Annotated in this window: 13 protein-coding genes; 9 read left to right on the top strand and 4 right to left on the bottom strand. The window is 61.1% G+C overall.

The features are described 5' to 3' along the window. Positions 1-16: 16 nt before the first annotated feature. Positions 17-1,186 (bottom strand): FAD-binding domain-containing protein, encoded by a 1,170-nt coding sequence (locus QZ196_RS15380; protein WP_296427996.1) that lies wholly within the window; start codon positions 1,184-1,186, stop codon positions 17-19. An 83-nt stretch (positions 1,187-1,269) separates the two neighbouring features. On the opposite strand from QZ196_RS15380, the gene QZ196_RS15375 reads away from it, so the two are divergent. Next, a complete protein-coding gene (locus QZ196_RS15375) occupies positions 1,270-2,718 on the top strand; it encodes a TrkH family potassium uptake protein (protein WP_296427993.1) in 1,449 nt (482 codons plus the stop codon). 4 nt (positions 2,719-2,722) lie between these two features. Here QZ196_RS15375 and QZ196_RS15370 read toward each other — a convergent pair whose 3' ends face one another. Beyond that, a complete protein-coding gene (locus tag QZ196_RS15370; protein WP_296427991.1) occupies positions 2,723-4,417 on the bottom strand; it encodes a trypsin-like peptidase domain-containing protein in 1,695 nt (564 codons plus the stop codon). Positions 4,418-4,628: 211 nt separating this feature from the next. Between QZ196_RS15370 and QZ196_RS15365 the strand changes: the two genes are divergently transcribed. The 8 genes from QZ196_RS15365 to glmM all read left to right on the top strand — a co-directional run bounded on the left by QZ196_RS15365 (position 4,629) and on the right by glmM (position 15,209). Further along, the gene (locus QZ196_RS15365) at positions 4,629-5,552 is read left to right on the top strand and encodes a glycine--tRNA ligase subunit alpha (protein ID WP_296427989.1); all 924 of its coding nucleotides are present in this window, start codon (positions 4,629-4,631) and stop codon (positions 5,550-5,552) included. Then, positions 5,552-6,076, top strand: a complete 525-nt coding sequence (locus QZ196_RS15360) for a DUF6446 family protein (protein WP_296427987.1) — start codon at positions 5,552-5,554, stop codon at positions 6,074-6,076. The genes QZ196_RS15365 and QZ196_RS15360 overlap by 1 nt, the downstream gene beginning before the upstream one ends. Then, positions 6,076-8,358 carry a glycine--tRNA ligase subunit beta gene (gene glyS / locus QZ196_RS15355; RefSeq protein WP_296427985.1) on the top strand — a complete coding sequence of 761 codons (2,283 nt, stop codon included), beginning with the start codon at positions 6,076-6,078 and terminating at the stop codon, positions 8,356-8,358. Before QZ196_RS15360 ends, glyS begins: the two co-directional genes overlap by 1 nt. 78 nt (positions 8,359-8,436) lie before the next feature. Next, positions 8,437-10,989 (top strand): putative PEP-binding protein, encoded by a 2,553-nt coding sequence (locus QZ196_RS15350; RefSeq protein WP_296427998.1) that lies wholly within the window; start codon positions 8,437-8,439, stop codon positions 10,987-10,989. 244 nt (positions 10,990-11,233) lie between these two features. Beyond that, positions 11,234-11,845: a cell wall hydrolase gene (locus tag QZ196_RS15345; RefSeq protein WP_296427983.1), complete on the top strand. Its 612-nt coding sequence runs from the start codon at positions 11,234-11,236 to the stop codon at positions 11,843-11,845. Between the two features lie 96 nt (positions 11,846-11,941). Further along, positions 11,942-12,862 (top strand): dihydroneopterin aldolase, encoded by a 921-nt coding sequence (locus tag QZ196_RS15340; RefSeq protein ID WP_296427981.1) that lies wholly within the window; start codon positions 11,942-11,944, stop codon positions 12,860-12,862. Beyond that, positions 12,859-13,869, top strand: coding sequence for a dihydropteroate synthase (gene folP / locus QZ196_RS15335; protein WP_296427979.1), 1,011 nt, complete (start codon positions 12,859-12,861; stop codon positions 13,867-13,869). Before QZ196_RS15340 ends, folP begins: the two co-directional genes overlap by 4 nt. Next, a complete protein-coding gene (gene glmM, locus QZ196_RS15330; RefSeq protein ID WP_296427977.1) occupies positions 13,866-15,209 on the top strand; it encodes a phosphoglucosamine mutase in 1,344 nt (447 codons plus the stop codon). Before folP ends, glmM begins: the two co-directional genes overlap by 4 nt. Here glmM and QZ196_RS15325 read toward each other — a convergent pair. Both QZ196_RS15325 and opgC read right to left on the bottom strand, forming a co-directional pair. Next, the gene (locus QZ196_RS15325; RefSeq protein ID WP_296427975.1) at positions 15,206-16,105 is read right to left on the bottom strand and encodes a DMT family transporter; all 900 of its coding nucleotides are present in this window, start codon (positions 16,103-16,105) and stop codon (positions 15,206-15,208) included. The two genes, glmM and QZ196_RS15325, sit on opposite strands and share 4 nt — an antisense overlap. Positions 16,106-16,213: 108 nt before the next feature. After that, on the bottom strand, positions 16,214-17,307 hold a 1,094-nt coding region (opgC, locus tag QZ196_RS15320), incomplete at its 5' end, for an OpgC domain-containing protein (protein ID WP_296427973.1).

Raw genomic sequence — 17,307 nt, 5'->3', positions numbered from 1 at the left:
GCGCTCGGCATACCCGTCACAGAGACCGTGGGATAAGTCTGTCCAGGGAAAGGGGTACCTCGGCCATCAGCCGATTTGTGCAACAGAGTCCTTTGAAGCGGAAAAAGCCATGGGTGGCGTGCGGCCATGCGGCGCGGTCATAGGGGCGGATGATGCGCGCGATGTCCTGGCTTGCGAGCGTATCGGCTGTGGGGCCCGTCGGCGGATATGAGGTGACGATTTGCCCGAGATTGTTGTCGCGGGCCCATTGGCTGATTTGCGCCGACGAAAGCGGTGTGACAGGCCCGAGCCGGTGGCCATAGCGGGCGGTGCAGTCGGCCATCGCGGCATGGGCGAAGGTCGTGACCCGGCGCGCATCGGGCGTGTGCAACGTGGCGGTGGCGGCTGGGCTGATCGGATCCAACAACCAGCCGGGCGAGAGGTCTTCGGGGGTCAGCAGCAGGCCGGTGCGCAGGGATGGGTCGATTTGATCCGAGCGGGGCACCGGGCCGGGCGGTGGCGGCGGTGCGGTTTGATCCAGCGGATGCGCCTGCGTGGCCAGACCGGTGGGGTGGAAGCGACCTTGGGTATATCTTGCGATAGTGTCGGGGCGGGCGAGGTAGGTTTTGCCGACCGTGTGCAGCCCGCCGACCCAGCGCCATGACAATGTGTTCGAAGCCGCGTCGCCATCGTGCAGGTGGCGCAGGAAGAAATCAGCGCCCAGCGTCCATGGCAGCCGCAATGTGAAGATCCAGATCGAGGCGAACCACATGCGGGCGTGATTGTGCAGATAGCCGGTTTTCACCAGCTCCTGTGCCCAATGATCGAAGCCGTCGATGCCGGTCTGTCCGTGACACGCGGCGTCCCATTGCCGGCGCATGCCGCTTTCCGACTGGACCCGGTGGAGCGCGGCGTGCAGATCGGTCTTGTAGGCGGTCCAGACGGCGGGGTGCCGTTCCAGCCAGCCTTTCCAATAGGTGCGCCAGAATATTTCCTGGATGAACTTTTCGGCTGCTTGCGGGGAATGACGTGCGAGAACGGCGCGCAGCACGTCCTTTTCCGTGATGATCCGGTGGCGGATATAGGGCGACAGTGTCGAGACATGCGCGGTGCTGTCGAAATTGCGCGCACTGGCGTAATCGCGACCGGCATGGGGCACGAAAGCAGCAAGCCGTTGCTGGGCGGCGGTATAGGTCGGATCAAACATACCGGGCGACCTAAGCCGGTTTGATGACGTTTCAAGCGGCGTGGGTTCTTGACACCGCCGCGCGGTCGGGCCAACGCTGCGACATGTTTGATATGCGCCCTGTGGGATATGTGATTGGTCTGCTTGTGGCGTCGCTTGGGTTGACCATGCTGGCCCCGCTGGCGGCCGATCTGCTGGCTGGCAATGGCCATTGGTTTGTCTTTTTTGAAAGCGCCGTGATCACCATTTCAACGGGCGGGCTGATGGCGTTGGCTTGTGCCAATGCGGTGTCGGCGGGGCTGACGCTGCGCCAGACGTTCCTGCTGACATCATTGGTCTGGCTGACATTGCCGGTCTTTGGCGCGCTGCCGTTCATGCTTGGCGCGCCGAATGCCAGTTTTACCAACGCCTTTTTCGAGGCGATGTCAGGGCTGACGACGACAGGTTCCACCACGTTTGAAGGGTTGGAGCAAATGCCCGATGGGCTGAAGTTATGGCGCGGGATGCTGCAATGGCTCGGTGGCGTGGGTATCATCGTCGTCGCGATGGTTTTCCTGCCGGAGCTGCGGGTCGGTGGCATGCAGATTTTCCGGCATGAGGCCTTTGAGACGATGGGGAAAATTCTGCCGCGTGCGGGTCAGATCGCCAGCAGCATTTCGGTGATTTATGTGATGCTGACGGTCAGCTGCACATTGGCCTATTCTGCGACCGGGATGTTGCCGTTCGACGCGCTGGTACATGCGATGACCACGGTGTCCACGGGTGGAATGGCGAATTACGACCATTCTTTTTCGTTATATGCCGGCGGTGCGCATTATGTGGCGGTGGTGTTCATGATCCTGGCGGCGCTGCCGTTCGTGCGTTACGTGCAGCTTTTGGGGGGCACTGCGAAACCGCTTTGGCGCGACAGTCAGGTCCGTGGATTTTTTATCGTTATCATCTTTTCCGTGCTTTTGGTCACCGCGTGGCTGTGGGGGCGCGAAGGGGTCATGACCGAGCTTGCGTTTCGCGAGGCATTGTTCAATGTCGTGTCGATCCTGTCGGGGACCGGCTATTCCAGTGCCGACTATATGAGTTGGGGCACATTTCCGGTTGTCATGTTTTTCTTTGTTGGGCTGGTGGGGGGCTGTGCGGGGTCGACGGCCTGTTCGGTCAAGATTTTCCGGTATCAGTTGCTGTTCGCCTCGATCAAAAGCCAGATCAGGCAAATCCATTCACCGCATGGCGTGTTCACGCCGCGTTATGATGGCGTGCCGATCAGCGAAGATGTCTTGAATTCGGTCATGGCGTTTTTTGTCGCCTTTTTGCTTTTGCTGGGCTTTACGTCGGTGCTGCTGGGGCTGACGGGCCTGGATTTTATCACGTCTGTGTCGGGCGCCGCGACCGCGTTGGGCAATATCGGGCCGGGGCTCGGGCCGGAAATCGGACCGGCGGGCAACTTTGTCCATATCAACGACACGGCCAAGTGGATACTGGCGCTTGCCATGTTCATCGGCCGCTTGGAGATCATGGTCGTGCTCACGATCCTGTCGGTCAAGTTCTGGCGCCCTTAGGCGTCTACCAACAGCTGACCAGAACGGTCACATCGGCGGCCAGCTGTGTCAGCGCCACCGGCGAGATGGGATCGCCGACCGTGGCTGGCTGGGCCGTGATGCCTTGGGTTGCCAATGCGGTGACGATCTGTTCGGCATCGAGGGCAAAGTTCACCTCGGGGGGCAGGACGCGGGAATTGCCGTCGGCGCCTGGCAGCAACATGCCAAGCACCGCGCCGCTGTCGCTGAATACCGGACCGCCGATATCGCCTTGCTGTGGCAGGATCGATAGACGCTGGAACCGATCGTCGCCGGACAGGTTGCGAATGTCGATCACCTGCCCATAGGTCAGCGTCGGCGCGTTCAGTGCGCCATTGAACGGATAGCCGCCCACCGCGATTTTGTCTTGCAGGCGGGGAACCGCGATCTGCAATGCGGCAACGTTGCGTGGGGTCAGTTCGGCGGTCGGGCGCAACACCGCGATGCCCAGTTCGGGATCGCTGTAGACGACAGTGGCGTCGTATTCGCGGTCAAATGTGATCCGCTCGCAGTTTTGGACGGTTTGCAGTGTGGTGATGACCGCGCCGTCACCGGACACAAAGAAGCCGGACGCCGCAAGGCGGGGCTGGCGAATGGACAAACCTGCCACCATGTCGATCGCCTGATCCTGGGTCGGCGGGGCGATGCGGGGGTCAAGAACGCCCTCTATCCGCTCAAAGCTGGCCCGCATTTCGTCCAGAACGCGCTGGCGCCGCTGGTCATCGCCTTGCGGCCAAACCAGCGAAAAGCCTTTGATCGCACCGTCTTGCAGTGTCGCGGTGGTGTAGGAGTGGATGCCATCGCCGATCCCTTCGATGACAAAATCGTCGCGCTGCAGTGCGCGCGGCCCCTGCGGCGGAATGATGTCAAGGATCTGGAGGATTTCATAAAGTCCGATCAGTTTGCCCGCATCGCCTTCTTGGGAAATGAACAGAACCGTTGCGGGAATTTCACCTGTCGCATCAAAGCGGACGAAGGGTGGTTGGTATTCGGTAAAGGCCACGACATCCGTAGGGATCAACATCTGGATGCCGGATGCATCATCGCGGACAAGCCGCAGGTTCATGCCGTCAAGGACGCTGTCGAAGTCGGAAAACAACACGGCGCGCTGCCGGGCCGTTAAAATGCCGGTCGGTTCCTGGTTGTTGGCGGTTTGCCAGTCTTGCATCGCCGCGCGTGTCCCGCGCCCGAATGCCCCGTCGATTGCGGCATCGTAAAATCCGGCCCATTGCAGAGCGCGCTGTAGTTCCTGACGTTGTTCGCGGGTCAATTCCGCCTCTGATGACAGCGCCTGATCGGGGGTTTCGTCGGCGGCGTCGATGGGATCGCGCGGGATTGTCCGGCTGGCTGTGGTGGGTGCGGTGGCGCTGGGTGTGCGGGTTTCGATCTGGGCCGCCTGTCCGCCGATGGGCCAGAATTGTTGTTTGAAAAATTGGCCATTCTTGACGAAACTATCGGTGGGGATCGTGCCGATACGGAGCAGGCGCGCCAGTTCGCGTTCGGCCTCTGATGCGATGAACGGCCCGATGAAAATGCCGTAATACCCGTCGCCGATATAGAATCCGGTCACGTCATCCAGCCGCCGGGCGTAGTCGCGCGCGCGGTCCTGGGCACCGGTCAATGTTTGCAGCGCTTCGATCTGGACCCAGAACCGGTCTTGGGCCGCAGCGGAAACTGTCATCAAAAGCGAGAATATTATGGCGGAAATTACCCGTATCATCAAAAATCCAATACTAATTCGTCAGCTTGGTATGACTGGCCCCCTCATTCGCATGACGCAAGAGGCCGCGCCGCGAATTCGACGGCTTGTGGCATTACGTCGCGCGCCGTTGCCCAATTGACCCTCGTCGCGCGGCGTCCTATTGATCCCCGTAAAGCAGATGAGGGTGAACATGGCCGAAAAACCACGCAGTTTTCAAGAGATCATTCTGCGGCTGCAAACATATTGGGCCAGCCAGGGCTGCGCCATTTTGCAGCCATACGACATGGAAGTGGGTGCCGGGACGTTCCACCCGGCTACGACGCTGCGCGCGTTGGGGGACAAGCCGTGGGCTGCGGCCTATGTCCAACCGTCGCGCCGTCCGACGGATGGGCGTTATGGTGAAAACCCCAATCGCCTGCAGCACTACTATCAATATCAAGTCCTGATTAAGCCCAGCCCGCCCGAAATGCAGGCGCTGTATCTGGGATCACTTGCCGCGATCGGCATTGACGCGACCATGCACGACATCCGTTTCGTCGAAGACGACTGGGAAAGCCCGACGCTGGGCGCATGGGGGCTGGGTTGGGAGGTCTGGTGTGATGGGATGGAAGTTAGCCAATTCACTTACTTTCAGCAGGTCGGCGGCCACGAATGCAAGCCGGTATCAGGCGAGCTGACCTATGGGTTGGAGCGTTTGGCGATGTATGTGCTGGGCGTCGATCATGTGATGGAGATGCCGTTCAACGACCCCGATGCGGCGATCAAACTGACCTATGGCGATGTTTTCCAGCAGACCGAGGAAGAATATTCGCGCTGGAATTTCGACGTGGCCGACACCGATGTTCTGCTACAGCATTTCAAGGACGCCGAGGCGGAATGCGAGCGGATTCTGGCCGCGCCTGCGGATGATCCCAAGACCGGAAAACGCATCATCATGGTGCATCCAGCGTATGACCAATGTATCAAGGCCAGCCATGTGTTTAACCTGCTTGACGCGCGCGGCGTGATTTCCGTGACCGAGCGGCAGGCCTATATCGGGCGCGTGCGGGCGTTGGCCAAGGCCTGTGCAGATGTCTTTGTACAGACCCGTGCGGGCGGCGGGGCGGCTGCCTGATGGGACGTATTGCAATAGCAGGGATTTTGGTTGTGGCATTGATGGCGGGCCTCGTTCTTTATTATCTGCAGGTCTATGCCTACTATCACGAGGTCGCAGAAGACCGGGCGGCCGTGCAGCTGACATCGGTCACCTCTGGCCAGCCCGAGCCGATTATTTTCGACCGTTTCGAAGGCATTGATGCGGAATCCAGCCCGCTGCGGTATCGTGCCTGTTTCAGCACCGCTCTGAGCCAGGCAATGCTGACCGAGATGTTTGTGATTTATGACGACGCGGAACCGCGTGTGGCGCCGGGTTGGTTTGATTGCTTTGATGCCGCGCAGATTGGTGATGATCTGCGCTACGGCGATGCGATTGCGTTCCTTGGAACCGAAAATATCCAATACGGGATCGACCGCGTTGTCGCAGTTTACCCCGATGGCCGGGCCTATGCCTGGCACCAGATCAATGCTTGCGGCGCGGTGGTCTTTGATGGCAATCCCGCCCCTGAAAACTGCCCACCCGCACCGGAAAGCCTGAATTAATGCCTGATCTTCTGATTGAATTGTTTTCCGAGGAAATCCCCGCGCGGATGCAAACCCGTGCGGCAGAGGACCTGAAAAAGCTGGTGACCGATGGGCTGGTCGAGGCCGGGTTGACCTATGCCGGGGCCGCCGCATTTTCCACGCCGCGCCGGTTGACGCTATCGCTTGAGGGGCTGACGGCCGAAAGCCGCGCCGTCCGTGAAGAACGCAAGGGCCCCAAGGTCGGCGCGCCCGATCAGGCGATTGAAGGGTTCTTGCGCGGGGCCGGTGTGGCACGCGAAGATCTGGAAGTGCGCGACGAAAAGAAGGGTCAGGCCTATTTCGCGGTGATCGAGAAACCGGGGCGCATGGCGGCGGATATCATCGCCGAGGTGCTGGAAAGGACGATCCGCAATTTCCCGTGGCCCAAGGCGATGCGCTGGGGCACGGGCACGCTGCGCTGGGTGCGGCCACTGCACGGCATCGTGTGTATTCTGACCGATGAAACGGGCACACATGTGGTGCCGCTGGATGTCGATGGCATCACGTCGGGCAATACCACGCGCGGGCATCGGTTCATGGCACCGGATGCGTTTACGGTGTCTTCGTTCGATGACTACGAGGCGAAACTGAAACGCGGCCGCGTTGTGCTGCGCGCCGATGAGCGCGCGGATGCGATTTGGCATGACGCGACGCATCAGGCTTTTGCGCTGGGTCTGGAAGTGGTGGAAGATCGTGGGTTGCTGGCCGAGGTCGCGGGGCTGGTCGAATGGCCCGTGGTCCTGCTGGGCCAGATTGATGATGCATTTCTGGGCCTGCCGCCCGAGGTTCTGCAGACGTCGATGAAAGAGCATCAGAAATTCTTTTCGGTGCGCAACCCCACGACGGGGCGGATTGAACGGTTCGTGACCGTGGCGAACATTGAAACCGCCGATCAGGGCGCGACGATCCTTGCGGGCAATCAAAAGGTGCTGGCGGCCCGTCTGTCGGATGCGAAATTCTTTTGGGAAAACGATCTGCGCACGGTCAAGGCGGTGGGCCTTGAAGGCATGGGTGCGGGGCTGGCCGAGGTCACCTTTCACAACAAGCTGGGCTCGCAGGCTGACCGGATCAAACGGATCGAGGCACTGGCGCGTGAAATCGCCCTGCATGTGGGCGCGTTGCCCGATCTGGCGGCAGAGGCCGCGCGCATCTGCAAGGCCGACCTGCAATCGGACATGGTCGGCGAATTCCCCGAATTGCAGGGGTTGATGGGCCGGTATTATGCGATTGAACGCGGTCTTGATCCCGCCGTCGCTGCCGCGTGCCAAGAACATTATTCCCCGCTGGGGCCGTCTGATGATGTGCCGACAGCGCCGGTATCTGTCGCCGTGGCGCTGGCCGACAAGATCGACACGCTGACCGGGTTCTGGGCGATTGACGAGAAACCGACCGGGAGCAAAGACCCCTTTGCGCTGCGCAGAGCGGCGTTGGGGGTCATTCGGTTGGTGTTGGAGAATGGGGTTCGGTGGGAGTTGTTAATCACACTTCCAACAGCGTTTCGATATACGACTGCCGACAGTACCTATAGCTACTTTGATGAATTGATCCCTGTTCTTGGCTGGTTGGGTGATTTGCCGAAAGAGCCATTCCTGCACGATATTGAAGATTGGAAGTCAAAGGACTTGGCCCCTAATCTGGCAACTTACATTCCATCTGACGATCTAACCGGGCGTGAAAGAGAATTGGCGGCATCCAAGCTGATCGACCGTGTACTAGCAGGCAATTCAGAACTTGTTGCTGACCTCCTCTCCTTCTTCCACGACCGCCTCAAAGTCTTCCTCAAAGACAAAGGCATCCGTCACGATATCATCGACGCCTGCATCGCCATGCCGGGCAATGACGACCTGACCTTGCTGGTCAAACGGGCAGAGGCTTTGGCGGCCACACTCGCCACAGATGACGGGGAAAACCTGATCCAGTTGTTCAAGAGGGCGAACAACCTTCTCACAGATGAAGAAGAAAAGGATGGGGTTGAATATTCCTATGGCGCGGACATCAAATATGCCGAAGCCGAGGCCGAAAAGGCGCTGTTTGCCGCCCTCGATGCTGCGGATGCACAAATCGCCCCGGCGATGCAGGCCGAGGATTTCAGCACCGCGATGACCGCAATGGCAGCACTGCGTGGACCAATTGACGCATTTTTCACCGATGTGCAGGTCAACGCGGACAGTCAATTGCTGCGCCGAAACCGGCTTAACCTCTTGTCGCGTATCAGGAAAATATGTCTTTCGGTGGCGGATTTGACCAAGATCGAAGGATAGGCGTTATACCGTCAGCCGCGCTTTGCGTTCAAGGGTTTGATCCCCTATGCTGCGGTGACACAATGGATCGGTGCCGCAGTGCAGCAACAGTCGACTTACAAGCAGCTTACGCTGATTACCCCCGATGCCGCGATGTCGGCGGCGGTGCATGGCGAACGGGCGAAATGCCTGCAACGGCTGATTCGACTGGATATGCCGGTGCCGATGACCGTCGCGCTGTCGTTCGATGCGGTGCGCGACATCGCGGTTGGCAATCTGCCGGACATGGCGGCGCTGATGGCGCCGTTCGGCCCGCAGCCGTTGCTGTCGGTGCGCCCGTCCAGCCTTGACCCTGACTGGGGCGGACCAAGTGCGATCTTGAATATCGGCATGAATGACGCGCGTCATGCCATGATGGCGGCGCAGATTGGCGACAGCGCGGCGACCGCGCTTTATCTGCGGTTTGTGCAGTCTTACGCGGTGCATGTGGCCCGGTTGGACCCTGATGAGTTTGATCTGCCCGACGTGGCGGATGCGGCCAGCCTGCGCGCGATGCTGGACGCCTACGAGGCGGAAACCGACGAAACATTCCCTCAGGAGGCGGCGGTTCAGATGGTCGAGGTGCTGCGGTCGATGGCGCGCGCATGGGATGGCACGACGGCGCGATTGTTGCGGCAGGCCAAGGGCGCGCCGCCTGATGCGGGGCTGGGCCTTGTGGTGCAGGCGATGGCGCTGGGCGTGGGGCCGGGGGAAAGCGGATCGGGTGTGATCCAATATGTGAATAGTGCGACAGGCCAGCCGCAGATTATAGGCCGGTATCTGGGCCAAAGTCAGGGCCGCGATGCGTTGGGCGACGCAGACGGCGCGATTTATCTGACCTGTGATAAGCGTGGTCCGTCGTTGGAGGATCTGTGCCCGCAGGCCTTTGCGCAACTGGTGGCCTATGGCGCGATGTGTCGCCGCAAGCTGCGCGAGGAAATGCAGATCGAGTTCACGATCGAAAATGGCGGTTTGCGTATTCTGGATGCGGTGCGGGTGCAGCGCGCGTCGCGCGCGTCGGTGCGGATCGCGGTCGCCTTGGCCGAGGACGGTATTATTCCGCGCGAAGACGCGGTGATGCGGGTGGAACCTGCGGCCCTGTCGGAGTTGCTGCACCGGCAGGTCGATCCGCGTGCCAAGCGTGACCTGATCGTGCGCGGCATTGCCGCCAGCCCCGGCGCGGCGACCGGGCGGATCGTGCTGACCGCGAACGAGGCGCAGGCAAGCGCGGCGCGCGGCGAGGCCTGTGTGCTGGTCCGCCGCGAGACGACGCCAGAGGACATTCGCGGTATGCATGCCGCTCAGGCCGTGCTGACGATGCGGGGCGGCGTGACCAGCCATGCGGCGGTGATTGGTCGCGGGCTGGGGGTGCCTTGTGTCGTCGGCGCGTCGGATCTGGTGATTGATCGCAAGCGCGGGTTGGTTGTGGCGCCCGATGGCCGCACCTTTGCGGCCGGCGATGTGATTACGATCGACGGCACGACGGGGCAGGTTCTGGTCGGCGAACCGCCGATGCTCGAGGCGGCACTTGATGGCGCGTTCAAGACGTTGCTGGAATGGGCGGACGAGTTTCGGGATATCGGCGTGCGCGCCAATGCCGACACGCCAGCCGATGCGCAGACCGCGCGCAACTTTGCCGCCGAGGGCATCGGGCTGTGCCGCACCGAGCATATGTTCTTTGAAGGGGATCGGCTGGGCGTGATGCGCGAGATGATCTTTGCCGAAAGCAGCGATGATCGCCGCGCCGTGCTGGACCGTTTGCTGCCGATGCAGCGCGAGGATTTTCAGGCATTGTTCGAGATCATGGCGGGCAAGACCGTGTGCGTGCGTCTGTTTGATCCGCCCTTGCACGAATTTTTGCCATCGGACCGCGCGGGCCTGCGTGATCTGGCCGAACAATTGGCCCTGCCGCTGTCGGAAGTGACCGAACGCGTCGAGGCGCTGAGCGAATATAACCCGATGCTGGGGATGCGCGGTGTGCGTCTGGGCATCGCCATCCCCGAGATCTACGACATGCAGGCCCGCGCGATCTTTGAGGCGATGGTCGCGGTGCGCAAAAAGGGCGTCGATATATCGGTCGAGATCATGATCCCGCTGGTCAGCGCGATGCGTGAGGTGGAACTGGTCAAGGCGCGCGTCGATGCGGTGGCCACGGCGGTCCGGACAAAGACCAAGGCAAAGTTTGATTATCGTCTGGGTGTGATGGTGGAAACGCCGCGCGCGGCGCTGCGGGCGCAGGATATTGCCGAACACGCGGCGTTCTTGTCATTCGGCACCAACGACCTGACCCAGATGACCTATGGCTTGTCGCGCGATGATGCGGGTCGGTTTATGTCGGCCTATGTGCAGCAGGGCGTTTATGCCGAAGACCCGTTTCACACGCTTGATATTGAAGGTGTGGGGGAACTGCTGGCGATTGGCGCGGAACGCGGGCGTTTGGGGCGTCCTGATGTTGTGTTGTCGATCTGCGGCGAACATGGCGGCAGCCGCGCGGCCATCGAATTTTGCCGTGCGCATGGGTTTGACTATGTGTCGTGTTCACCGTTCCGGGTTCCCGGTGCGCGACTCACCGCCGCCCAGTCAGCGCTGCGTGACCGCATGAAAAGCGATTGAACCACGACGTATTGTGGCATTCTTGGGTCACTACGCATGATATTGCGCTATAATGGATGCCAGCGTGCAACGGGTGTTGCCGTCCCGGCGACAGTCCGCCTGCAGGGGTAGACGGATGCGTTTGTTTCCCCTAAAGACACCAGCGCCTGCGCGGGGCTAAGCCGCGTAGTATCCTGATGGGACCAAAATGACGATTTCAAAGGCAATTTTTGCCGCAGTTGCCGCGGCACTTTTTTCTGTTTCCATGTCGGCGGCTGCCGCTGACGAAGTACTTGAAACCCGACTGGGTGCATTATTGGGACAGGAACGGCAGGCGTTGTCCGTTGTCCCCGACAGCCGCATGGCGTTTCTGACCCGACTGCCATCGACGCAGGACCGTGGCGTGCAGACCCAGAGCGGCGTGATTTATGACCCTAACTTTCTCTTGGCCCAACCGAATGCGGATGGTGGCGCGCAGTGGGAATGTCTTGCCGAGGCGCTGTACTTTGAGGCCCGTGGCGAGACCGTGCGCGGCATGTTTGCCGTCGGCGAGGTCATCTTGAACCGTGTTGACAGCGGCGACTACCCCGACAGCGCCTGTGCGGTGATCAATCAAGGGACCGGGCGCCGCTATGCCTGTCAGTTCACCTATACCTGTGATGGCCGCGCCGAAGTTATCAGCGAGCCGGGCGCATGGGCCCGTGTGGGCAAAGTCGCCCGCCTGCTGATTGATGGCACCCCGCGTCTTCTGACTGCTGGCGCCACGCATTATCACACCAAGGCGGTCAGCCCATCGTGGGCAAAGCGTTTCCCGCGCACCGCGACCATTGGTTCGCACTACTTTTACCGCCAGCCGACCCGGACGGCATCAAACTAGGGTCGTATGTCGCAGGCCATGTGTCGCGCCGGGTGCTTGCCCAAATGACCTGCCGCTTGTATTCCGCAGCGGTATGACTTTGACCCGGACCGCAGTATGACCGATGATATTCGCCTTGCCTTTGCCCATCCCAGTGAGAGGGCGGAGGCAAGTAGCCAGATGCCCTGTGACCGGATTTCGCTGCGCGACTATGTGGTCGAGGTGGAAATCGGCGCATTTCAGCAAGAACGCGGAACCCTGCAGCGGGTCCGGTTCAATGTGGTTGTCGAAGTCTCGCCGTTGACCGGCCCGATTGATGACGATGTGGACCGCATCCTGTCCTATGACCGCGTGACCGAGGCCATCGCGATCGAGCTGGAGGCCGAGCGGCTGAACCTTCTTGAAACGCTGGCCGCGCGTGTTGCCGAGCGGATTTTGCTGGAACCACAGGCCGAGCGGGTTTTCGTGCGGATCGAAAAGCTGGACCGGGGCCCGTTTGCCTTGGGGGTTGAGATCGTGCGCGCACGCGATGGCGTTGCCGTGGCCGGACAGGACCACGTCGAGGCACCGCATCCACGGGTCGTTTTTCTGTCGAACGCGGCGATTGCGGCGCCGTATCTGGCGGGTTGGATTGATCAGCTTGCGACAGCTGATGCGCCGCTGTTGATTTGTGTGGGGGCAGGGGATGCGCCCGCGCCACAGGCCGGGCATGCGTTGGCGCAACGCCGGATTGACCTGCTTGCGATTGAGCAGAACGCCTGGACCCTGGCCGCCCGTGATCCGCGTTGTATGGTCGTGGGGACACGGACCGAATTGGATTGGGCGATGAAGAACGGCCAGATTTCTGTCTGGGCGCCGTCGAAGATCGTGCTTGATGCGGTGGACGGCCCATCGGCCAGCCCGCGCGATGCGGTCGCGCTTGTCGCGTGGTTCGCGGCCGGGATCAAGGCGAAGGAGTTGCTTGTCATCGGGGCCGCTGCGCCGGACGCGGATATGCCGGTGCGGTCGGTCGGCGTGACCGAGGCCGTTTTGAAGTGATCTATTATCGCGCGATTGCGCATTGCGGCGGGGATCGCCCCGGTGATGCGCTTGATCTGGCGGGGGGCTGGTGCTGGTTCCACGAGGTCGCGGTGTGGGCGCGTGGCGGCCCGGTGACCCGTATCGCCGCCGCTGACCTGCCCGATGACGTGCGTCGCCGCTTGACCGATCCGCGCCCCGCGATTGCGGGATTGGGCATGGATGCGCCGCGTGTCATGGGCATTTTGAATGTAACGCCAGACAGCTTTTCGGATGGCGGGTTGTTCGAAGCGCCCGACGACGCGGTGGCGCATGCCCGCGCGATGATCGCCGCGGGTGCGGACATCATTGATATTGGCGGCGAAAGCACGCGGCCCGGTGCCGCAGATGTGGCCATGCCGGATGAGATCGCGCGCACTGCGCCCATCATCGCGGCCATACGCGCACAGTCGGACGTGCCGATTTCGATTGATACGCGCAAGGGCGCGGTGGCGCAGGCGGCGATCACTGCGGGTGCTGGGCTGATCAATGATGTGGCGGCGTTCGGGTTTGATCCTGCGCTTGCGGGGGTGACGGCGGCGGCGGGGCTTCCGGTGTGTCTGATGCATGCCCAAGGGGACCCGGCCACGATGCAGGCCGATCCGCGCTATGATGATGTCCTGCTGGACGTGTATGATTTCCTCGAAACGCGGATTGCCGTGGCCGAAGCCGCTGGCATCGCGCGTCACCAGATCGTCGTTGATCCCGGTATCGGGTTCGGCAAGACGCTGGCGCATAACCTGACATTGCTGCGCGGGATTGCGTTGTTCCACAGCCTTGGCTGCCCGATCCTGTTGGGCGCGTCGCGCAAGCGGTTCATCGGCACCATCGGCGGCGGTGAGACGGCAGCGGACCGGGTGGCGGGTTCTGTCGCAGTGGCGTTGCACGGCGTTCGGCAGGGGGTGCAAATCCTGCGGGTGCACGATATATTTGCGACAAGACAGGCGATGGACCTGGAACAGGCAATCAACGGGGCAGCCCAAATATGATACGCAAGCTTTTTGGGACCGATGGGGTGCGTGGCAAGGCCAACACCTATCCGATGACTGCCGACATGGCGCTGAAGATTGGTGCCGCCGCAGGGCGGTATTTTCGCAATGACGGGTCCAATGGTCACCGGGTGGTGATCGGCAAGGATACGCGTTTGTCGGGCTATATGTTTGAAAATGCGCTGACGGCGGGTTTGACCAGCACCGGCATGAATGTGCTGCTGCTGGGGCCTGTGCCGACCCCCGCTGTGGGTTTGCTGACGCTGTCGATGCGCGCTGACATGGGGATCATGATTTCGGCCAGTCACAACCCGCATCATGACAATGGCATCAAGTTTTTCGGGCCCGATGGGTTCAAGCTGTCCGACGAGGCCGAAGCGGAAATCGAGGCGCTGCTGGCGGTCGAGATCGAACCGGCGCAAGCCAGCAATATCGGCCGCGCCAAGCGGGTTGACGAAGGCCGGTTTCGCTATGCCGAACGAATCAAATCGACGTTCCCGGCGGGTATGCGGCTGGACGGTCTGAAGGTCGTGATTGATTGCGCCAATGGTGCCGCACACAGGGTTGCGCCCGAAGTCCTGTGGGAACTGGGGGCGACGGTCATTCCCGTCGGGGTCAGCCCCAATGGTCTGAATATCAACGAAGGGTGCGGATCGACCGACACGGCCCTTGCCGCGCAAACGATCCGCGATCAGGGCGCCGATGTGGGCATCTGCCTTGATGGTGACGCGGACCGTGTCATGATATTGGATGAGACGGGTCAGGTCGCGGATGGTGATCAGATCATGGCGCTGATGGCAGGGCGCTGGGCCGATCAGGATCGGTTGAATGGTGGCACATTGGTGGCCACGGTGATGTCGAACCTTGGGCTTGAGCGGTATCTGGACGGGCGCGGACTGCGGCTTGCGCGGACAGCCGTGGGCGACCGGTATGTCGTCGAGGCGATGCGCGCGAACGGCTGGAACCTTGGCGGGGAACAATCCGGTCATATCGTCATGACCGATTTCGCGACCACGGGCGACGGTCTGCTGGCGGGCCTGCAATTTTTGGCCGCGATGATCGAGACCGGCAAACATGCGAGCGCACTGATCCGCAGCTTTGAGACGGTGCCGCAGATGCTGAAAAATGTGCGCTACACGGCGGGGCAGGACCCGTTGAACGCGCAAAAGGTGCAGAAAACCATTGCGGATGCCGAACTGCGCCTGCTGGGCAAGGGCCGGTTGTTGATCCGCAAATCGGGCACGGAGCCGCTGATCCGTGTCATGGCGGAATGTGAAGACGATGCGCTGCTGGTGCAGATCGTCGACGGGATCGTCGCCGAGGTCGAGGCCGCCGTTTAGCGGGCGAACAACCGGCGCAAATTGGCGGATTGGCTGACGGCGACACCGATCAGGATAAGGCCAAGTGCCGCGAAAAAGCGCAGCGGCAGGACTTCGTTCAGGATCAGCACGCCAAACAGGACCGACCACAACGGCACCTGATAATTCACCAGCGTCATAAACACCGCGCCCGCAGAGCGGATGGTCGTCACGCGGATCAGCGCGGCAAGGGCGGTGGGCACAAAACCCAGAAACAAGATGGCCACGGTCGTGCGGGTGTCGGTCATTTCCGGCACACCTTCGATCAGCAGCATCGCCGGGATCAGCGCGGCCGCGCCGACCACCAAAAGCAGGGTGGCCAGTGTGATCGGGTCGATTGGCGGGCAGCGGCGGGTCATGATGCTTGAAATCGCATAGGACAGCGACGCGGCGATGCACGCGAGCTGACCCAACGGTTCCATCCCCGACCCGATGCGCAGCACGCTGGGGCCGATCAGCACAACGGCACCGACAAAGCCAAGGCAAACGCCGATGGTATTGCGCAGGCTTAGTTTTTCGTCAGTGAAGAGATGTGCCAGCGGCAGCACGAACAGCGGCAGCGCCGCCATTGAAATACCCGCAAACGCCGAGGGCACGAATTGCTGCCCCCAGCTGAGCAATGCAAAAGGGACAGCGGTGTTCAAAATGCCAATCACGCCAAGGTATTTCAGCATGCGCAGGGTGAACACGGGCAAGGGCCGCCCCATGACGCGCATCAATGCCAACAGCGCCACCGCGCCCAATGTGGTCCGTGCACAGGCCACCGTCAGCGGGCCGTAGCCCTGCAATGCAATGGCAACCACCATGAATGTCCCGCCCCAGATCAGGCCGAGGGCAAGAATGGACAGCCAGTTGGCCGTGGTCGGTTGCGTCGTCATCTTTTCTGTCCGTCAGTCGTGATGCAGCCTTATGTCTTTGGGCGCTTGCGCGCGATCATGCAAGCCGCAGTCGCGCGAAACATCGCGTGTGTGGGCGGCTGGGGGGCGTCACGTTGTCTTGGCACGTCTGGTGGCGCGCCGTGCGATGCGTCGCTGATAGCTGGCATGCACCAAGGCGGCCAGATAGACCGACAGTATCACGCAAGTTGACAGGACGGCCCGTGTCGTGGGCGCCATGGATGCCCAGTCAATCCATGAAACAGCGACGTAGAGCAGCACGGTGTGATAGGCGAAAACCTGCAAGGAATGGCGGCCCAGCACGCAAAGCGCCTCGGTGTTGAAGACCCAGCGAAGCGCGTTGGCCAGCGCGCGTATCCAACCTTTGGCGCTGGCGGGGCCTGCCACGACGATCCAAGTGAACAAATAGGCGTCGGCGGCAAAATTTGCCAACCGCAGTATTGAAAAGTCCCAGCGGTTCAATGCGCCACGCAGCATCGGGAAATAATCAAATGCGGCGCCTTGGTGATCTTTGATCACGTAGAAACACAAAAACAGACCAAGGGCCAGTTTGGCCAGGAACGTGCCTTGGGCTGTCGTGAACCAATCCAGCGCAATATTTCCGCGGGTCCAATGAAAGCCAAGCACCATGCCCAAGACATAGACCAGTTGCCATGCCGTCCGGTCAAATGTCAGGCCAAGCTGAAGGCCGGTCTCGGGCGTCCATCCCAAAGACTGGTTGGAAACCAGAAGCAGAAATGCGATTAGTTGCGTTTGCGCGACAATCCACAGGCAGACCGATGCCGCGATAATCTCGACCGTGCGGCCTTTTTGCAATTGGCTCAGGATCAGCGGTGTGGCGGCCAGAAATACGACATAGACCGGCAGGACATCGACGAATGCCGGTCCTGCCACCAACAAGAGCGTCATCACCGTACCGCGCAGGGGTGTTGCACCAAGGCGACTGAAAACGCCTAGATCCACATAGGCGGAACCGGCTGAAACAATGACCAAAAGCAAGAGCGCGACGACCGCGTGGTAGACGTAAACCAGCCGCATCCGCGTGAACAATTTCGATCGTACCCTGTCCATGCCGGATTTCAGCAGGAGCGGGCTGTAGACCACACCGACAACGAGGCCTGACAGAAAGACAAAGCCCTGTGCGTCTTCCACAAAGCCCCAGCTATGGTGCGAATATCGGTATG

This window comes from Yoonia sp. (assembly GCF_017854565.1).
In the GTDB taxonomy this organism is placed as follows: domain Bacteria; phylum Pseudomonadota; class Alphaproteobacteria; order Rhodobacterales; family Rhodobacteraceae; genus Yoonia.
This window is presented reverse-complemented; position numbering and strand designations above follow the sequence as displayed.